Here is a 17,755-nt window from a genome sequence, read left to right on the forward strand (position 1 = left end):
AGATGAATGAAAATATAATATACGGACGAAATCCTGTAATGGAAGCAATTACAAGTGGACATGAGATTGAAAAGCTATATGTATCAAAAACTGCGAAGGGAAATATTTCAAAGATTATAAAAGCCGCGAGGGACAAAAATATCATAGTGTCGACGACTGATAATGCGACACTTGATAAATTATCAGGTTATAATAACCATCAAGGTGTTTTAGCATCTTGCTCTGTATATAAATATTTTGAGCTTGAAGATATACTAAATTATGCCGAAGAAAAGAATGAAAAGCCACTTATCCTTTTACTTGATGGTATAACAGATACACATAATCTTGGCGCTATAATAAGGAGTGCTGAGGCCTTTTCTGTGCATGGAATTGTTATACCTAAAAGAAGAGCAGTTGGCGTAAATAGCACTGTCGTTAAAACATCAGCTGGTGCGACAGAATATATTAAAGTTGCAAAAGTTTCGAATATAAATAATGCTATAAATGTATTGAAGAAGCAGGGCGTATGGATAGTAGGAAGCAGCGTAAATGCAAAGACGGATTTTCGCGATGTTGATTACACTTTGCCTATAGCTATTGTAATAGGAAGTGAAGGCGAGGGGATGTCGAAACTTGTAAAAAAGAACTGCGATTATATAACAAAGATACCAATGTTAGGACATATGAATTCATTAAATGCATCAGTAGCGGCTTCTCTATTTATCTATGAAGCTATAAGGCAGAGGAACAGTAAGGCGTGATTTAATGTATATGGTTATAGACGGCTATAATATAATAAACAGCTGGCAGGAGCTAAAATATGAAGCGAAGAAAAGCCTTGAGGATGCGAGGCAAAAACTAATAGATACACTATTAAATTTCAAAGGATATACTGGGTTTAAGATAATACTGGTTTTCGATGCAATGTATGTCAAGGGAAGTCAACAAAAGCATGAGTTTTATGATGACCTCGAAGTTGTTTATACAAAAGAAGGCGAATCCGCTGATCATTATATAGAAGGTGTAATTAAACACCTAATTAAAAATGACAAAGTGGTTGTTGTAACATCAGACTGGGTTTTGCAACAGGTTGTTTTAGGGCAAGGAGCAACAAGGATGTCTTCAAGAGAATTATATGAAGAATTAAATAAATATATAGAGAATAAGAAGAAATTATACATAAGAGAAAACCAAAAAGATAGCATTGAATCAAGGCTTAGTGATGATGTCATAAAAAAATTACGTAAAATGTCGGAATAATATTAAAATATCCTTGACTACAATGTCCAATATATGTATAATTATTATGTGAACTTGGCCTAATAAGCGGAGGCGATTTTTGTGAAATCGGGGGCACAAATTAATTTATACAATTTATATTCATCAATGGATGAAGGCGATGTTGTAGAAGAAGCCCAGAACGGTAATAAAGCTGCCTTAGAGTTTATTATTGATAAGTATTATACTTTTGTCAAGGCTAAAGCACGTTCATATTTTCTCATTGGTGCTGATAAAGAAGATATAGTACAGGAGGGAATGATAGGCTTATATAAGGCTATCCGTGACTTTAGGAGTGATAAACTTTCATCCTTTAAGGCTTTTGCAGAATTGTGCATAACACGCCAGATAATAACAGCTATAAAAACCGCAACAAGGCAGAAGCATATTCCCTTGAACTCATATGTTTCTCTTAATAAACCAATCTTTGAGGAAGAGTCCGATAGGACTTTAATGGATGTTGTGTCAAGTGAATGTATTTCAGACCCAGAAGAGTTAATAATAAACCGGGAGGAATACGTTAACATTGAGAATAAAATCGGAGAGATGTTAAGTGACCTCGAGTGGGAAGTGCTTATCTCTTATCTCGATGGCAAATCATATCAAGAAATTGCTGCAGACCTAAGAAGACATGTTAAATCTATAGACAATGCTCTTCAGAGAGTCAAAAGGAAGCTTGAAAGATATCTAGAAATGAGAAATAGTTAAGTATTGACATTTTAAAATTTTTATAGTAAAATTAAAAATCGATGCTTAAGGTTTAAGCGCCCACGTAGCTCAGTTGGCAGAGCGTCGCCTTGGTAAGGCGGAGGTCACCGGTTCAATCCCGGTCATGGGCTCCAACTTTATTTTTTTTATTAAACATAAAATTAAGAAACGCGTGGATGAGTTTATTAAAGTAGGAGGATAAAAAGATGGCAAAGCAGAAATTTGAAAGAAAGAAACCCCATGCAAACATAGGAACAATAGGGCACGTTGACCATGGCAAGACAACACTGACATCAGCAATAACAATAGTATTATCAAAGCAAGGAATGGCACAAGCTACAGCATATGACGAAATAGATAAAGCGCCAGAAGAAAAAGCAAGAGGAATAACCATAAACACAATGCATGTTGAATACGAGACAGAAAAAAGGCACTATGCACACGTTGACTGCCCTGGACATGCAGACTACGTAAAGAACATGATAACAGGTGCAGCACAGATGGATGGAGCAATACTCGTTGTATCAGCAGCAGATGGACCAATGCCACAGACGAGAGAGCATATACTCTTAGCAAGGCAGGTTGGAGTACCATACATCGTAGTATTTCTAAACAAAGCAGACATGGTAGATGACGAAGAATTAATCGAATTAGTAGAGATGGAAGTAAGAGAGCTATTAAACGAATATGAATTCCCAGGAGATGACACACCAATAGTAGTAGGTTCTGCATTAAAAGCGATGGAATGTGGATGCGGCAAGAGAGAATGCCAGTGGTGCGGAAAGATATGGGAATTAATGGATGCAGTAGACAGTTATATACCAACACCAGAGAGGGATACAGATAAACCATTCCTAATGCCTGTAGAGGATGTATTCACAATAACAGGAAGAGGAACAGTTGCAACAGGAAGAGTAGAAAGAGGCAAATTAAAAGTAGGAGACGAAGTAGAAATAATAGGATTATCACAAGAGAACAAGAAGACAGTAGTAACAGGCGTAGAAATGTTCAGAAAGACACTAGATGAAGCAGAAGCAGGAGACAACATAGGAGTACTATTAAGAGGTGTAACAAGAGAAGAAGTAGAAAGAGGACAGGTATTAGCGAAACCAGGCTCAGTAAAACCGCATACGAAGTTTGAAGGGCAGGTATACGTACTGACAAAAGAAGAAGGCGGAAGACACACACCGTTCTTCAATGGATACAGACCACAGTTCTATTTCAGAACGACAGATGTAACAGGAGTAATAGACTTACCAGAGGGCACAGAGATGGTAATGCCTGGGGACCATGTAACGATGACAATAGAACTAATAACACCGATAGCAATGGAAGAAGGATTAAAATTTGCTATAAGGGAAGGCGGACACACAGTAGGAGCCGGTGTTGTTTCGAAAATTCTGTCATAACAAAGGGCTGGGTATTTTACCTGGCTTTTTTTGAGTCTACATTGTTTTAAGATTGACATAAATTAATATTTATGATAAAGTTTTTAAGTAGTTTTAAATTCCGGGAGGTGGAATTGTTGCGAGTTAAGATTACATTGGCTTGCACAGAATGTAAGCAAAGAAATTACAACACCACGAAAAACAAGAAAAATGATCCTGATAGAATAGAGCTTATGAAATATTGTAGATTCTGCAGGAAGCATACGTTGCATAAAGAGACAAGGTAAAATACATGTTACAAAGGGATGTGATTTGATGGCTGCCGATGAAAGGAGAAAAGTCGGGAAGTTTTTTAGAGAAATAAAAGCCGAGATGAAAAAGGTAACATGGCCGACTCCCCATGATTTAATAACATATACAGAAGTTGTGCTCGTTGTCATGATTGCATTTACTATATTAGTATTCATTACAGACTCGGCATTTAGCTACCTATTGAAATTAATTATAAAAGGTTAAAGGAGGACGGGGTTTACCCCCCATGTCGAAAATGGCTGAAACGAATTTAGCTAAATGGTATGTTGTTCATACCTATTCCGGATATGAAAACAAAGTTAAAGCGAATCTGGAAAAGTCTGTTGAAAATAGAAACCTTCAGGATTTGATACATCAAGTTATAGTTCCGACGGAAAAGGTTGTAGAGATAAAAGACGGCAAGAAAAAATCCGTTGACAGAAAGGTATTTCCTGGTTATGTGCTTGTAAAAATGGTAATGAATGATGATTCATGGTACGTAGTCAGGAATACAAGAGGTGTGACGGGTTTTGTTGGACCAGGTTCTAAACCAGTGCCACTTACCGATGCGGAGGTTAAAGCACTTGGTATTAAAGAAGCACAACCGTCTGTTGATATTAAAACAGGTGATAGCGTTAGAGTTATCGCTGGACCTCTTGAGAATTTCATCGGTGTTGTTGAAGAAATTTACCTTGACAGACAAAAAGCTAAGGTTTTAATTTCGATGTTTGGAAGAGAAACTCCAGTTGAATTTGATTTTGTCCAGATTCAAAAAATTCAATAATATGACATAAGTTTAGGAGGTGTAAATATGGCTAAAAAGGTTACTGCTGTTGTAAAAATCCAGTTACCTGCAGGAAAAGCTACTCCAGCTCCACCAGTTGGTACAGCACTTGGACCACACGGTGTTAATATAATGGGCTTTTGCAAAGAGTTCAATGAAAGAACAGCAAAACAAGCTGGACTGATTATTCCTGTAGTTATAACAATATATGCAGATAGATCATTTACTTTTATAACTAAGACTCCACCTGCCGCTGTATTATTAAAGAAGGCAGCTGGTATCGAGAGTGGTTCAGCACAGCCAAATAAACAAAAGGTTGCTAAAGTTAGCAAAGAAAAGGTCAGAGAAATTGCTGAGCTTAAGATGAAAGATCTTAATGCATCAGATGTTGAAGCGGCAATGAGAATGATTGCTGGTACTGCGAGAAGTATGGGTATAGAAGTAGAACAATAGACTATATCATAATTAGCATTAAAAGTTTTAAAATGCTAATGCTATTACGATTTTAAGTGGGAGGGTCAGTTTTGTTGATCCGCAAATAATACCACAAGGAGGTAATAAAATGAAACATGGCAAAAAATATTTAGAAAGTGCAAAATTAATAGATAAAACAAAACAATATGATTCACGGGATGCAATTGATCTCGTTTTAAAGACTGCAAAAGCAAATTTTGATGAAACAGTAGAATTATCGGTAAGACTCGGTGTTGATTCGAGACACGCCGACCAGCAAGTCAGAGGTACTGTTATATTACCACATGGGACAGGAAAATCTGTACGTGTTTTGGTTTTTGCTAAAGGTGATAAAGCAAAAGAGGCTGAAGCTGCTGGTGCAGATTATGTCGGTGCTGAAGAGTTTGTTGCGAAAATACAGAATGAAAATTGGTTTGACTACGATGTTGTGATAGCTACACCTGATATGATGGGTGTTGTTGGACGACTCGGTAAAGTTTTGGGACCTAAGGGTTTAATGCCAAATCCTAAAGCAGGTACAGTAACATTTGATATTGAAAAAGCTGTTAAGGATGTTAAAGCAGGTAAAATAGAATATAGACTTGATAAAAGTTCAATAATACATGTGCCTATTGGGAAAGTATCCTTCGGACAAGAAAAGTTAGTTGAAAATTTCAAGACCATTATGGATGCTATAATAAGATCAAAACCTGCGTCTGCTAAGGGACAATATCTAAAGAGTGTTGTATTGTCATCAACAATGGGTCCAGGTGTTAAAGTAAATCCACTTAAAACAGTTTAAAAATATTGACATAGTATGTTAATAATGATATACTCTTAAAAGTAAAATTGAAAATTTACCGTAGACAGTAGGTGTGGCAACACATAAATCCTACCGAGGTTTTTAATAAAGCTTCATAGGGATCCTCATGTCTACGGGGGATCCTTTAATATTTAGGGCGGGAGGTGTAAATTTGAGTACAACAAAGGAAGCTAAGCAAAAAGTAGTTAATGAATTTAAAGACAAGTTATCAAAAGCACAATCTGTCATCTTTACCAGTTACAGTGGATTGACAGTTGAAGATGATACTGCTTTAAGGAGAAAATTTAAGGAAGCAAATTCCGAATACAAGGTGTATAAAAACACTTTAATGTGGCGTGCAGCAAAAGAGCTTGGATATGATGACTTAAAGCAATACTTAGAAGGACCAACATCAGTATCGTTTGGATATGAAGATCCTGTTACACCTGCAAAGATTCTCGTTGAATTTCTTAAAAATAAAGAAGGACTAGAATTAAAAGCAGGAATTGTTGACGGAAAGTTGATAGGGCCTGACGAAATCAAAGCTTTATCAGAGCTACCATCAAAAGAAGAACTTATTGCAAAAGCTCTTGGTAGCATGAAGGCACCAATAAACAATCTTGTTTATGTATTATCTGGTACATTGAGAAGTCTTGTAATTGCATTAAATGCAGTTAAAGAAAAAAAACAAGCATAATTAAATTAATAAAATAAAAATATGGAGGTAAATTGTAATGAATAAAGAAGAAATCTTAGAAGCTATAAAAGGTATGACTGTATTGGAATTAGCTGACTTAGTAAAAGCACTTGAAGAGGAGTTTGGAGTATCTGCAGCAGCACCTGTTGCAGTAGCGGCAGCACCTGCAGCTGGCGGCGCAGCAGCACCTGCAGAAGAGAAGACAGAATTTGATGTTGTTTTAACAGAAGTAGGTTCAGAAAAAATAAAAGTTATTAAAGTTGTAAGAGAAGTAACAAGCCTCGGTTTAAAAGAAGCTAAGGACCTTGTTGAGAGTGCACCAAAGCCAATTAAAGAAGGCGTAAGCAAGGACGAAGCAAATCAAATAAAGGCAAAATTCGAAGAAGTTGGAGCAAAAGTAGAGATAAAATAATAAAAATAAAAATTGAAGCAAAAAAGCATTCGAGAGAATGCTTTTTTTTGTTGACATGGTTTAGCTATTGTGATAATATTATATATTGCATTAACAGTGTCATTTTATTACTTAAAATGAACTATGTAATTTACGATATATAAAATATTCAACATGCTAATAACTGAATATTTGATAATATTTTGGTAGATAATAATTATATCTTTTTGTATGTTATCCAAAAGTTTTCTCTTTTGTTTATTTTAAATTTATAAGGGGTGAAGTGGATGTTACATCCTGTTGATGCCGGTTATAAGAAGCGTATGAGCTTTGCTAAGATCGAGGAAGTTCTTGAAATGCCTAATCTCATTGAGGTACAGAAAAATTCTTACAAATGGTTTCTTGATGAGGGTTTAAAAGAGGTATTTAGGGATATTTCACCGATTGAGAGCTTTAGTGGCAATTTGTCTTTAGAATTTCTTGACTATAAGCTTGATGATAATCCAAAATATTCTGTTGAGGAGTGCAAAGATAGGGATACTACATATGCGGCTCCTATGAGGGTAAAAGTAAGACTTACAAATAAGGATACAGGGGAAATTAAAGAATCAGAAGTATTTATGGGCGATTTTCCTCTTATGACAGATAAAGGGACATTTATTATAAATGGTGCAGAACGTGTAATTGTAAGTCAGCTTGTCAGGTCACCTGGTGTTTATTATGAGCAACAGTTTGATAAATTAGGTAAGAAATTATTCTTTGCGACAGTAATTCCAAATAGAGGTGCATGGCTTGAATATGAAGAAGATTCAAATGACATCTTCTCTGTAAGAATTGATAGGACTAGAAAAGTACCTATAACTGTATTCTTAAGGTCTTTAGGATATGGTACGGATGCACAGATAATAGATCTACTTGGCGAGGATGAACGGATAAAGGCTACACTTGATAAAGATACGACAAAATCTGAAGAAGAAGGTTTACTTGAAATCTATAAAAGATTAAGACCAGGTGAACCTCCGACAGTTGAAAGTGCTAAAAGTCTTTTATATTCCTTATTTTTTGACCCAAAAAGATATGACCTTGCCCGTGTAGGACGTTATAAGTTTAATAAAAAGCTTGCATTAAGTTCAAGAATTGCTAATCATAAAGCTGCTAAAAAGATTGTTAATCCCGTAACGGGCGAAGTTATTGTTGATGAAGGACAAAAGATTTCTAGAGAGACGGCAAAAAAGATACAAGATTGTGGCATAAATGTTGTAGAGATTTCGTTTGAAGGAAAAACAATAAAGATTATAGGAAATAATACAGTTGATATAAATGAATATCCTCTGCCATTTGAAGTATCTGACCTCAATATACATGAGAAAGTTCAATTAAATGTTTTAAAAGAAATACTTAAAGATTTTTCAAGTGAAGAAGATATAAAAAACGAGATAAAGCGTAGAATTGACGAATTAATACCGAAGCATATTACAAAGGAAGATATAATTGCATCTATAAATTACAACTTGAATCTCTCTAATGGTATTGGATTCGTTGATGACATTGACCATCTTGGAAATAGAAGATTAAGGTCAGTTGGCGAACTCTTGCAAAATCAGTTTAGAATAGGCCTTTCAAGAATGGAAAGAGTTGTTAGAGAGAGGATGACAATTCAAGATGTAAGCGAAATAACAGCTCAGAACCTTATAAATATAAGACCTGTCGTTGCAGCAATTAAGGAGTTCTTTGGAAGCTCCCAGCTATCACAGTTTATGGACCAAACAAATCCACTTGCAGAGCTTACACATAAAAGAAGGCTAAGTGCATTAGGACCTGGCGGTCTAAGTCGTGAAAGAGCAGGTATGGAAGTAAGAGATGTTCACCATTCACATTATAGCAGGATGTGTCCTATTGAGACACCTGAAGGACCAAATATAGGACTAATAGGTTCACTTGCAACATATGCAAGGATTAACGAGTATGGTTTTATAGAAGCACCATATAGAAAAGTCGATAAAGAGACAGGTAGGGTTCTTGATGAGATAGTCTATATGACCGCCGATGTTGAAGATGAATATGTGATTGCACAGGCGGACGAGCCACTTGATGAGGAAAATAGATTCGTAAATGAAAGGGTAACAGTCCGTTCGAAGGACGACATTTTATCGGTCCCGAGAGAAGAAGTTGATTTAATGGACGTTTCACCAAAGCAGGTGGTATCTGTTGCAACGGCGATGATTCCATTCCTCGAAAATGATGATGCTAATAGAGCTTTGATGGGATCAAACATGCAGAGACAGGCTGTACCACTTCTTATGCCACAGGCGCCTATTGTAGGAACTGGTATTGAGTATAAAGCAGCGAGAGATTCTGGGACTGTTGACATTGCGAGGAACAGTGGAATTGCTGAGAAGGTTACTGCTGACAAAATTATCATTAGGACGGATGATGGAAGGCGGGACGAGTATGATTTACTGAAATTTAAAAGGTCAAACCAAGGTACATGCATAAACCAAAGACCGATTATAAATGAAGGCGATAGGGTTGAAAAAGGGCAGGTAATAAGCGACGGTCCTTCGACAGAACTTGGTGAAATAGCACTTGGCAGAAATGTCCTTGTTGGTTTCATGCCGTGGGAAGGCTATAACTATGAAGATGCAATTCTAATTAGCGAGGAACTTGTTAAAGAAGATGCACTTACATCAATCCACATAGAAGAATATGAGTCAGAGGCGAGAGATACAAAGTTAGGACCGGAGGAAATAACGCGAGATATACCAAATGTAGGTGAAGAAGCTCTAAAAGATCTTGATGAACGTGGTATCATACGCATTGGTGCTGAAGTAACTGCAGGTGATATTCTTGTTGGAAAAGTAACACCAAAAGGTGAAACAGAGTTGACGGCAGAAGAGCGGTTATTAAGGGCGATATTCGGTGAAAAGGCAAGGGAAGTAAGAGATACATCATTAAGAGTTCCACATGGTGAAGGCGGTATAATTGTAGATGTTAAAGTTTATACTAGGGAAAATGGCGATGAATTACCACCTGGTGTAAATGAAATGGTTCGGGTATTTATAGCGCAGAAAAGAAAGATATCCGTCGGTGACAAGATGGCAGGAAGACACGGAAATAAAGGTGTTGTTTCTAGGATATTGCCACAAGAGGACATGCCATTTTTACCTGACGGAACACCGCTTCAGATATGCTTAAATCCACTCGGCGTTCCATCCCGTATGAATATCGGGCAGGTTTTAGAGGTGCATTTAGGACTTGCAGCAAAAGCACTTGGATGGTATATGGCAACACCTGTTTTTGATGGTGCACATGAGGAAGACATCCAAGAGTTGCTGGAAAAATCAGGGTACTCGCCGGATGGCAAGATACAATTATATGATGGCAGAACAGGTGAGCCTTTTGACCACCCTGTAACAGTTGGTTATATGTATATGCTTAAACTTCACCACCTTGTTGATGATAAAATGCATGCAAGGTCTACTGGACCGTATTCACTTGTTACACAGCAGCCACTTGGCGGTAAGGCACAGTTTGGTGGACAGAGGTTCGGTGAGATGGAAGTTTGGGCATTGGAGGCGTATGGCGCATCACATACGTTGCAGGAAATCCTAACAGTTAAATCAGATGATATAACTGGCCGCGTAAAGACATATGAATCAATTGTAAAAGGTGAGAATATACCGGAACCGGGTGTACCAGAATCCTTTAAAGTACTTGTTAAAGAGTTGCAAAGTCTATGCCTAGATGTCAAGGTATTAACCGAAGACAATCAAGAAGTCGCGTTAAAAGAGTTTGAGGATGAAGATGACGATGATATACCGGATGATACGATCAATATCAACATAGAAGGCAGAGAAGATGTTCCAGAAGATGTAAACTATGGTGAAGAGTATAATGATGATTATGATGATGATAAAGATAAAGATAGCTTGGATGATTTAAATTTTGAGCCTGATGATATTGATTTAAATGAAAATGACAACTTTGATGATGATTATGATATATAAAATTTTTAATGAAGGGAGCGAAACTCCTTGTTTGAGCTTAAAAATTTTGATTCTATGAAGATAGGGTTGGCTTCGCCAGAAAAAATAAGAGAATGGTCGAGGGGCGAGGTTAAAAAACCGGAAACTATAAATTATAGGACATTAAAACCCGAAAGGGAAGGTCTGTTCTGCGAAAAAATATTTGGACCGACAAAGGACTGGGAGTGTCATTGTGGAAAATATAAAAGGGTAAGGTATAAAGGCGTTATATGTGACAGATGTGGTGTTGAAGTAACACGGGCAAAAGTAAGGCGTGAAAGAATGGGACATATTGAACTCGCTGCACCTGTATCACATATATGGTATTTTAAAGGGATTCCTAGCCGTATGGGATTAATACTGGATATGTCACCGAGGGCTCTTGAGAAAGTTTTATATTTTGCATCCTATGTTGTAATTGATCCTGGTGAAACTAATCTTACAAAGAAGCAACTACTTAATGAGAAGGAATACCGTGAGTATCTTGACAAATACGGCAATAAGTTTAAAGCCGGGATGGGTGCAGAATCGATAAAAGAATTATTGCAGGAGATAGACCTTGAAAAACTTTCAAAGGAATTAAAGGCTGAAATCAGGGAATCAACTGGACAGAAACGTGTAAGGGCAATAAGAAGGCTTGAAGTTGTTCAGGCATTTTTAGATTCCGGAAATAAACCTGAATGGATGATATTGGATGTTATACCGGTAATACCACCTGATTTAAGGCCGATGGTCCAACTTGATGGTGGAAGATTTGCAACATCTGATTTAAATGATTTATATAGGAGAGTAATAAATAGAAACAACAGGCTAAAGAGGCTTCTTGACCTTGGAGCACCTGATATTATTGTAAGAAATGAAAAGAGAATGCTTCAAGAAGCTGTTGATGCATTAATAGACAATGGTAGAAGAGGAAGACCTGTCACAGGGCCTGGCAATAGACCACTTAAATCATTATCAGACATGTTAAAGGGTAAACAAGGTAGATTCAGGCAGAATCTGCTTGGTAAAAGGGTTGACTATTCAGGACGTTCTGTTATTGTCGTTGGTCCTGAGCTGAAACTTTATCAATGTGGTTTACCTAAGGAAATGGCACTTGAATTGTTTAAGCCATTTGTAATGAAGAAACTTGTCGATAAAGGTGTTGCACAGCATATAAAGAGTGCAAAGAGAATGGTCGAAAAAGTACGTCCGGAAGTATGGGATGTATTGGAAGATGTTATAAAAGAGCATCCAGTCCTTTTAAATAGGGCTCCTACATTACATCGTCTTGGCATACAAGCATTTGAACCAGTTTTGGTTGAAGGCAGAGCAATTAAGTTGCACCCACTTGTATGTACAGCATATAATGCAGATTTCGATGGAGACCAGATGGCTGTCCATGTACCATTGACTGTGGAAGCCCAAGCTGAGGCTAGATTTTTGATGTTGGCTGCAAATAATATTTTGAAGCCACAGGATGGTAAACCTGTTATGACACCTACACAGGATATGGTTCTTGGTTGTTACTATTTAACAGGTGATGAAGATGGTGTAAAAGGTGAAGGCAGGGTATTTAAGGATTTTGAGGAAGCATTAATGGCGTACCAATTGAACCAGATACACATACATGCAAAAATAAAAGTAAGAGTGACAAGAGAAGTAAATGGTGAAACAAAGTCAAAGCTTATAGAGACTACTATCGGCAAGCTGATATTTAATTCTGCAATACCACAGGATTTAGGGTATGTTGATAGGACAAATCCTGACACTATGTTTGATTTAGAAATATCAACGCTTGTTGATAAATCAAAACTCGGTAAGATACTCGATAGAGTATATAGAGCACATGGTCCTACAAAAACAGCCGAAACTCTTGATAAAATAAAAGCATTAGGATATAGATATTCCACAAAGGCGGCACTTACTGTTAGTGTATCAGATATGGCAATACCAGAAGAAAAAAGGATACTTCTTAAAGAGGCTGATGACGCGGTATCAAAGATTGATACTCAGTTTAGACGTGGTCTCATATCAGAAGAGGAAAGATATGAAAGTGTCATAAGGACATGGAATATGACCACAGAAAAAGTAAGTGATGCTTTGATGTCTAGCCTTGATAAATTTAACCCTATATTCATGATGGCCCATTCTGGTGCGAGAGGTAGTAAAAATCAGATTAAGCAGTTAGCAGGGATGAGAGGATTGATGGCTAATCCTGCAGGAAGGATCATCGAACTTCCTATAAGGTCTAACTTCAGAGAAGGGCTTAGTGTTCTTGAATTCTTTATATCAACACATGGTGCAAGGAAGGGACTTGCTGATACAGCGTTAAGGACTGCCGACTCAGGATATTTAACACGTAGACTAGTAGATGTAAGCCAGGATGTAATAATTCGTGAAGAAGACTGTGGTACGGATGAAGGCATATATGTAAATGAGATAAAGGAAGGCAATGAAGTAATAGAAAAGCTATCTGATAGAGTAAATGGAAGAGTTGCATTAGATGATATCATCGATCCAAATACAGGTGAAATAATTGTTAAGAAAAACACTATGATTACGGAAAAAGATGCTGAAAGAATAGAAATGTCAGGCATTAAAAAGGTAAAGATAAGGTCTTTGCTTACATGTAAGTCTAAACATGGTGTATGTAGGATGTGCTATGGAAGGAACCTTGCAACAGGTACACAAGTTGAGATAGGTGAAGCTGTCGGTATTATAGCTGCTCAAGCTATAGGCGAGCCAGGGACACAGCTTACAATGAGAACTTTCCATACCGGTGGTGTTGCCGGTGCTGATATAACACAAGGTTTACCTAGGGTTGAAGAGCTATTTGAGGCAAGAAAACCAAAGGGGCTTGCGGTAATATCAGAAATACCAGGTGTTGTAAAAATTAATGAAACAAAGAAGAAAAGGGAAGTTGTCGTAACAGATAATGACAATAATATTTCAAAGACATACCTTATACCATATGGCTCGAGGTTAAAAGTGCAGGATGGTCAATATATTGAAGCAGGTGATGAACTCACAGAAGGTTCTGTAAATCCACATGACATATTAAAGATAAAGGGATTATTTGCGGTTCAAACATATCTCTTGCAGGAAGTGCAGAAAGTATATAGGCTTCAAGGTGTTGAAATCAATGATAAACATATTGAAGTCATAATAAGGCAAATGATGCGGAAAATTAAAGTTGAAGATTCAGGAGACACATCAATGATGCCAGGTGAACTTGTGGATATGTTCGCGTTTGAAGAAGAAAATAGAAAAGCTCAAGAAAAGGGACTAAAGCCAGCTACAGGTGTAAGAGCATTGCTCGGTATTACAAAAGCCGCACTTGCTACAGATTCATTCCTTTCGGCTGCGTCCTTCCAAGAGACAACAAGGGTTCTTACAGATGCGGCTATAAAAGGAAAGGTGGATCCTTTAATAGGACTTAAGGAAAATGTCATAATAGGTAAGCTAATACCAGCTGGTACAGGCTTATCGAGATATAGAAATATTGTAGTAAAGCCACTTAAAGAGACTGAAGATGAAAAAGAAGACGAAGATGAAGTCAATAATACAGAAATTAGTGTAAAATAATATAAATTATTGACAGAGTATGCCCTTAATGATAAAATATTTAAGTGTGTTAAAAACTACTTCCATGTAGGGAGGAGAAGAACTTAATGAGTTCAAATAAGATTGGTTCTTCTAAAATAGTAATAGGAGCAAAACAAACATTAAAAGCAGTAACAAATGATAAAGCATTAAAAGTGTATATTGCTAGAGATGCTGAAGAACATGTTACAAAAAAAATAATTGATGTTTGTAAAATTAAATCTATCAATATAATTTATGTCGACACCATGAAGGAATTGGGCGAAATGTGCGGTATTGATGTTGGCGCAGCTACTGCAGCTGAACTAAAGTAAAAAGATTTATCCCCTTTTTGAGGGGATAAATCTTCTGTAAATTTGGAAGGAGGTGTAAGGATGCCGACGATTAATCAGCTTATCAAACAAGGAAGGAAGAAGGTTGAATTTAAATCAACATCCCCGGCATTAAAGGGTAATCCTCAGAAAAGGGGTGTTTGTACTGTTGTAAAAACAACAACACCAAAAAAACCTAATTCAGCTTTGAGAAAGATAGCCAGAGTAAGGCTTGTGAATAATACAGAAGTTACTGCATATATACCTGGTATAGGTCACAATCTTCAGGAACACTCTGTTGTTCTTGTAAGAGGTGGAAGAGTAAAGGATTTGCCTGGTGTTAGGTATAAGATAATAAGAGGCACACTTGATGCAGCAGGTGTGGCAAATAGAAAACAAGCCCGTTCACAGTATGGTGCTAAAAAGCCTAAATGATAAAGGAGGGATAATGAATGCCAAGAAAAGGCTATGTAGCAAAACGTGATGTACTGCCGGATCCAGTCTACAACAGCAAAAAGGTTACAAAATTAATCAATAAAATAATGATTAGCGGAAAAAGAGGAGTAGCACAAAGAATATGCTATGGTGCTTTTGAAATAATAAAAGAGAAGACAGGTAAAGATCCATTAGAAGTATTTGAAGATGCTATGAATAACGTTATGCCTGTACTTGAAGTTAAACCAAGACGTGTAGGTGGTGCTACTTATCAGGTGCCGGTTGAAGTAAGACCGGAAAGAAGACAGACATTGGGTATAAGATGGCTAATAGATTTTGCAAGAAAAAGAAATGGAAGAACAATGACTGAAAAATTGGCTGCAGAAATAATGGATGCTGCAAATAATACAGGTGCCAGTGTTAAGAAGAGAGAAGATACACATAAGATGGCAGAAGCTAATAAGGCATTTGCACATTACAGATGGTAACTATTAGGAATAAGGTAGTGTGTATTTTTGGGGGCAGGAAAGGAGGATATAAATGCCAAGAGAATATAGCTTAGATAAAGTTAGAAATATAGGAATTATGGCGCATATTGATGCTGGTAAAACCACTACTACCGAAAGAATTTTGTTTTATACAGGAAAAGTTCACAAGATAGGCGAAGTACATGAAGGTAATGCAACAATGGACTGGATGGAGCAGGAGCAGGAGAGAGGTATTACAATCACATCTGCTGCAACAACATGCTATTGGAAAGATCATAAGATTAATATTATAGATACGCCGGGACACGTGGACTTTACGGTTGAAGTGGAACGCTCCTTAAGAGTGCTCGACGGAGCAGTTGCAGTATTTTGCGCAAAGGGCGGTGTTGAACCGCAATCAGAGACAGTTTGGAGACAGGCTGATAAATATAATGTACCGAGAATAGCATACGTTAATAAGATGGATATTATGGGTGCGGACTTTTTTAATGTTATTAATATGATGAAGGAAAGACTAAATACAAATCCTGTTGCAATACAACTTCCAATTGGCAAAGAGGATACATTTATTGGTGTTGTAGATTTGATAAACATGGATGCAATAATATATGAAGACGACCTTGGAACTGTATCAGAGGAAGTTGCAATACCTGATGATTTAAAAGATTTAGCACAAGAATACAGAGAAAAACTATTAGAAGCGGTATCTGAACAAGATGAGGCTTTAATGGAGAAATATTTAGAGGGTGAAGAAATTACACCTGATGAGATACATGCTGCATTAAGAAAGGGCACTATAAATAATGAACTTGTTTGCGTTTTATGCGGATCCTCATATAAAAATAAAGGTGTTCAGCCTATGCTTGATGCTGTTGTAAGATATCTGCCATCCCCTGTTGATATTCCAGCTGTCAAAGGTATGAAGCTAAACAGCGATGAAGAAATAGAGAGAAAAGCAGATGACAATGAGCCGTTTTCAGCATTAGCATTTAAGATAATGGCAGATCCATACGTTGGAAAGCTTGCCTTTTTCAGAGTATATTCAGGAACACTAGAGGCTGGATCATATGTTTTGAATTCAACAAAAGGTAAAAAGGAAAGAATAGGAAGAATACTTCAGATGCATGCAAATCACAGAAAAGAGATTGACAAAGTTTATACAGGTGATATAGCAGCAGCAGTTGGTTTAAAAGATACAACAACTGGTGATACGCTGTGTGATGAAAATCAACCTATTCTTCTTGAGTCAATGGAATTTCCTGAACCAGTTATAAGGGTTGCAATAGAGCCTAAAACAAAGGCTGCACAAGATAAGATGACAATTGCATTGATGAAGCTTGCAGAGGAAGATCCAACATTTAAGACATATACTGACCAAGAGACGGGACAAACGATTATAGCTGGTATGGGTGAATTACACCTTGAGATAATTGTTGACAGAATGAAAAGGGAATTTAATGTTGAATGTAACGTAGGTAAGCCACAAGTTGCATATAAAGAAACAATCACGAAGCCAATTCGTGTAGAAGGCAAATTTATCAGGCAGTCAGGTGGACGTGGTCAATATGGTCACGTATGGCTTGAGATAGAGCCTATGGAAAGAGGACAAGGCTATCAATTTGAAAATAAAATTGTCGGTGGTGTAATACCAAAAGAATATATTCCAGCCGTTGACGCCGGTGTTCAGGAAGCAATGGAGAATGGAATTCTTGGTGGATACGAAGTTGTAGATGTAAAAGTTTCATTAGTAGATGGTTCATACCATGAAGTTGACTCATCTGATATGGCATTTAAGATTGCTGGTTCTATGGCCTTTAAGGAAGGTATGAAGAAAGGTGGTGCCGTATTACTTGAGCCTATAATGGATGTTGAAGTTGTTGTACCTGAAGAATATATGGGCGACGTCATGGGTGATATAAATTCAAGAAGAGGAAGAATAGAAGGAATGATGGATAGAGCGGGGGCCAAAGTAATAAAGGGAATGGTTCCATTAGCAGAGATGTTTGGATATGCAACAGATCTGCGCTCTAAGACGCAAGGAAGAGGCACCTATACAATGCAGTTCAGTCATTATGAAGAAGTTCCAAAAAATATTGCTGATCAATTATTAGAAAAGAAATAAACGTAAGGAGGATAA

17 protein-coding genes, 1 tRNA gene and 1 other annotated feature are annotated in these 17,755 nt (G+C 37.1%); all 18 genes read left to right on the forward strand.

What is annotated here, in order from left to right:
* Window positions 1–2: 2 nt before the first annotated feature.
* The 18 genes from rlmB (at window position 3) to fusA (ending at window position 17,740) form a co-directional block, all read left to right on the forward strand.
* Window positions 3–743, forward strand: coding sequence for a 23S rRNA (guanosine(2251)-2'-O)-methyltransferase RlmB (rlmB, locus tag CPG45_RS09695; protein WP_096231718.1), 741 nt, complete (start codon window positions 3–5; stop codon window positions 741–743).
* A gap of 4 nt (window positions 744–747) precedes the next feature.
* A complete protein-coding gene (locus CPG45_RS09700) occupies window positions 748–1,242 on the forward strand; it encodes an NYN domain-containing protein (RefSeq protein ID WP_096231719.1) in 495 nt (164 codons plus the stop codon).
* Window positions 1,243–1,323: 81 nt separating this feature from the next.
* A complete protein-coding gene (gene sigH, locus CPG45_RS09705; RefSeq protein ID WP_096231720.1) occupies window positions 1,324–1,968 on the forward strand; it encodes an RNA polymerase sporulation sigma factor SigH in 645 nt (214 codons plus the stop codon).
* Between the two features lie 58 nt (window positions 1,969–2,026).
* Window positions 2,027–2,102: transfer RNA gene (locus tag CPG45_RS09710), tRNA-Thr, on the forward strand.
* A gap of 72 nt (window positions 2,103–2,174) precedes the next feature.
* Complete coding sequence (gene tuf, locus CPG45_RS09715; protein WP_096231721.1) at window positions 2,175–3,377, forward strand: elongation factor Tu; 1,203 nt, start codon at window positions 2,175–2,177, stop codon at window positions 3,375–3,377.
* 116 nt (window positions 3,378–3,493) lie between these two features.
* On the forward strand, window positions 3,494–3,643 hold the full coding sequence (gene rpmG / locus CPG45_RS09720; protein ID WP_013296962.1) for a 50S ribosomal protein L33: 150 nt from the start codon (window positions 3,494–3,496) through the stop codon (window positions 3,641–3,643).
* 28 nt (window positions 3,644–3,671) lie between these two features.
* Window positions 3,672–3,872 (forward strand): preprotein translocase subunit SecE, encoded by a 201-nt coding sequence (gene secE, locus CPG45_RS09725; RefSeq protein ID WP_096231722.1) that lies wholly within the window; start codon window positions 3,672–3,674, stop codon window positions 3,870–3,872.
* Between the two features lie 31 nt (window positions 3,873–3,903).
* A complete protein-coding gene (gene nusG, locus CPG45_RS09730; RefSeq protein WP_096231723.1) occupies window positions 3,904–4,431 on the forward strand; it encodes a transcription termination/antitermination protein NusG in 528 nt (175 codons plus the stop codon).
* 27 nt (window positions 4,432–4,458) lie between these two features.
* Window positions 4,459–4,884 carry a 50S ribosomal protein L11 gene (rplK, locus tag CPG45_RS09735; protein WP_096231724.1) on the forward strand — a complete coding sequence of 142 codons (426 nt, stop codon included), beginning with the start codon at window positions 4,459–4,461 and terminating at the stop codon, window positions 4,882–4,884.
* A gap of 109 nt (window positions 4,885–4,993) precedes the next feature.
* Window positions 4,994–5,686, forward strand: a complete 693-nt coding sequence (rplA, locus tag CPG45_RS09740) for a 50S ribosomal protein L1 (RefSeq protein ID WP_096231725.1) — start codon at window positions 4,994–4,996, stop codon at window positions 5,684–5,686.
* 40 nt (window positions 5,687–5,726) lie between these two features.
* Window positions 5,727–5,844, forward strand: a sequence feature (ribosomal protein L10 leader region).
* Window positions 5,845–5,858: 14 nt separating this feature from the next.
* Window positions 5,859–6,383, forward strand: a complete 525-nt coding sequence (gene rplJ, locus CPG45_RS09745; protein WP_096231726.1) for a 50S ribosomal protein L10 — start codon at window positions 5,859–5,861, stop codon at window positions 6,381–6,383.
* Between the two features lie 37 nt (window positions 6,384–6,420).
* Entirely contained in the window at window positions 6,421–6,795 is a 375-nt protein-coding gene (rplL, locus tag CPG45_RS09750; protein ID WP_096231727.1) for a 50S ribosomal protein L7/L12, read from the forward strand.
* Between the two features lie 266 nt (window positions 6,796–7,061).
* Window positions 7,062–10,781 carry a DNA-directed RNA polymerase subunit beta gene (gene rpoB, locus CPG45_RS09755; RefSeq protein ID WP_096231728.1) on the forward strand — a complete coding sequence of 1,240 codons (3,720 nt, stop codon included), beginning with the start codon at window positions 7,062–7,064 and terminating at the stop codon, window positions 10,779–10,781.
* Between the two features lie 27 nt (window positions 10,782–10,808).
* Window positions 10,809–14,366, forward strand: coding sequence for a DNA-directed RNA polymerase subunit beta' (gene rpoC, locus CPG45_RS09760; protein ID WP_096231729.1), 3,558 nt, complete (start codon window positions 10,809–10,811; stop codon window positions 14,364–14,366).
* Window positions 14,367–14,452: 86 nt separating this feature from the next.
* Complete coding sequence (locus CPG45_RS09765) at window positions 14,453–14,698, forward strand: ribosomal L7Ae/L30e/S12e/Gadd45 family protein (protein ID WP_096231730.1); 246 nt, start codon at window positions 14,453–14,455, stop codon at window positions 14,696–14,698.
* A gap of 60 nt (window positions 14,699–14,758) precedes the next feature.
* Window positions 14,759–15,130, forward strand: a complete 372-nt coding sequence (rpsL, locus tag CPG45_RS09770; RefSeq protein ID WP_096231731.1) for a 30S ribosomal protein S12 — start codon at window positions 14,759–14,761, stop codon at window positions 15,128–15,130.
* 17 nt (window positions 15,131–15,147) lie between these two features.
* Entirely contained in the window at window positions 15,148–15,618 is a 471-nt protein-coding gene (gene rpsG / locus CPG45_RS09775) for a 30S ribosomal protein S7 (protein WP_096231732.1), read from the forward strand.
* Between the two features lie 52 nt (window positions 15,619–15,670).
* Window positions 15,671–17,740 carry an elongation factor G gene (fusA, locus tag CPG45_RS09780; protein WP_096231733.1) on the forward strand — a complete coding sequence of 690 codons (2,070 nt, stop codon included), beginning with the start codon at window positions 15,671–15,673 and terminating at the stop codon, window positions 17,738–17,740.
* Window positions 17,741–17,755 lie beyond the last annotated feature (15 nt).

It is taken from the genome of Thermoanaerobacterium sp. RBIITD, from assembly GCF_900205865.1.
In the GTDB taxonomy this organism is placed as follows: Bacteria; Bacillota; Thermoanaerobacteria; order Thermoanaerobacterales; family Thermoanaerobacteraceae; genus Thermoanaerobacterium.

What these genes read in the sequence shown, in the direction of transcription:
- rlmB (WP_096231718.1), top strand. Translation starts at nt 3, where the DNA reads ATGAATGAAAATATAATATACGGACGAAATCCTGTAATGGAAGCAATT.
- CPG45_RS09700 (WP_096231719.1), top strand. Translation starts at nt 748, where the DNA reads ATGTATATGGTTATAGACGGCTATAATATAATAAACAGCTGGCAGGAG.
- tuf (WP_096231721.1), top strand. Translation starts at nt 2,175, where the DNA reads ATGGCAAAGCAGAAATTTGAAAGAAAGAAACCCCATGCAAACATAGGA.
- secE (WP_096231722.1), top strand. Translation starts at nt 3,672, where the DNA reads ATGGCTGCCGATGAAAGGAGAAAAGTCGGGAAGTTTTTTAGAGAAATA.
- nusG (WP_096231723.1), top strand. Translation starts at nt 3,904, where the DNA reads ATGGCTGAAACGAATTTAGCTAAATGGTATGTTGTTCATACCTATTCC.
- rplK (WP_096231724.1), top strand. Translation starts at nt 4,459, where the DNA reads ATGGCTAAAAAGGTTACTGCTGTTGTAAAAATCCAGTTACCTGCAGGA.
- rplA (WP_096231725.1), top strand. Translation starts at nt 4,994, where the DNA reads ATGAAACATGGCAAAAAATATTTAGAAAGTGCAAAATTAATAGATAAA.
- rplL (WP_096231727.1), top strand. Translation starts at nt 6,421, where the DNA reads ATGAATAAAGAAGAAATCTTAGAAGCTATAAAAGGTATGACTGTATTG.
- rpoB (WP_096231728.1), top strand. Translation starts at nt 7,062, where the DNA reads ATGTTACATCCTGTTGATGCCGGTTATAAGAAGCGTATGAGCTTTGCT.
- CPG45_RS09765 (WP_096231730.1), top strand. Translation starts at nt 14,453, where the DNA reads ATGAGTTCAAATAAGATTGGTTCTTCTAAAATAGTAATAGGAGCAAAA.
- rpsL (WP_096231731.1), top strand. Translation starts at nt 14,759, where the DNA reads ATGCCGACGATTAATCAGCTTATCAAACAAGGAAGGAAGAAGGTTGAA.
- rpsG (WP_096231732.1), top strand. Translation starts at nt 15,148, where the DNA reads ATGCCAAGAAAAGGCTATGTAGCAAAACGTGATGTACTGCCGGATCCA.
- fusA (WP_096231733.1), top strand. Translation starts at nt 15,671, where the DNA reads ATGCCAAGAGAATATAGCTTAGATAAAGTTAGAAATATAGGAATTATG.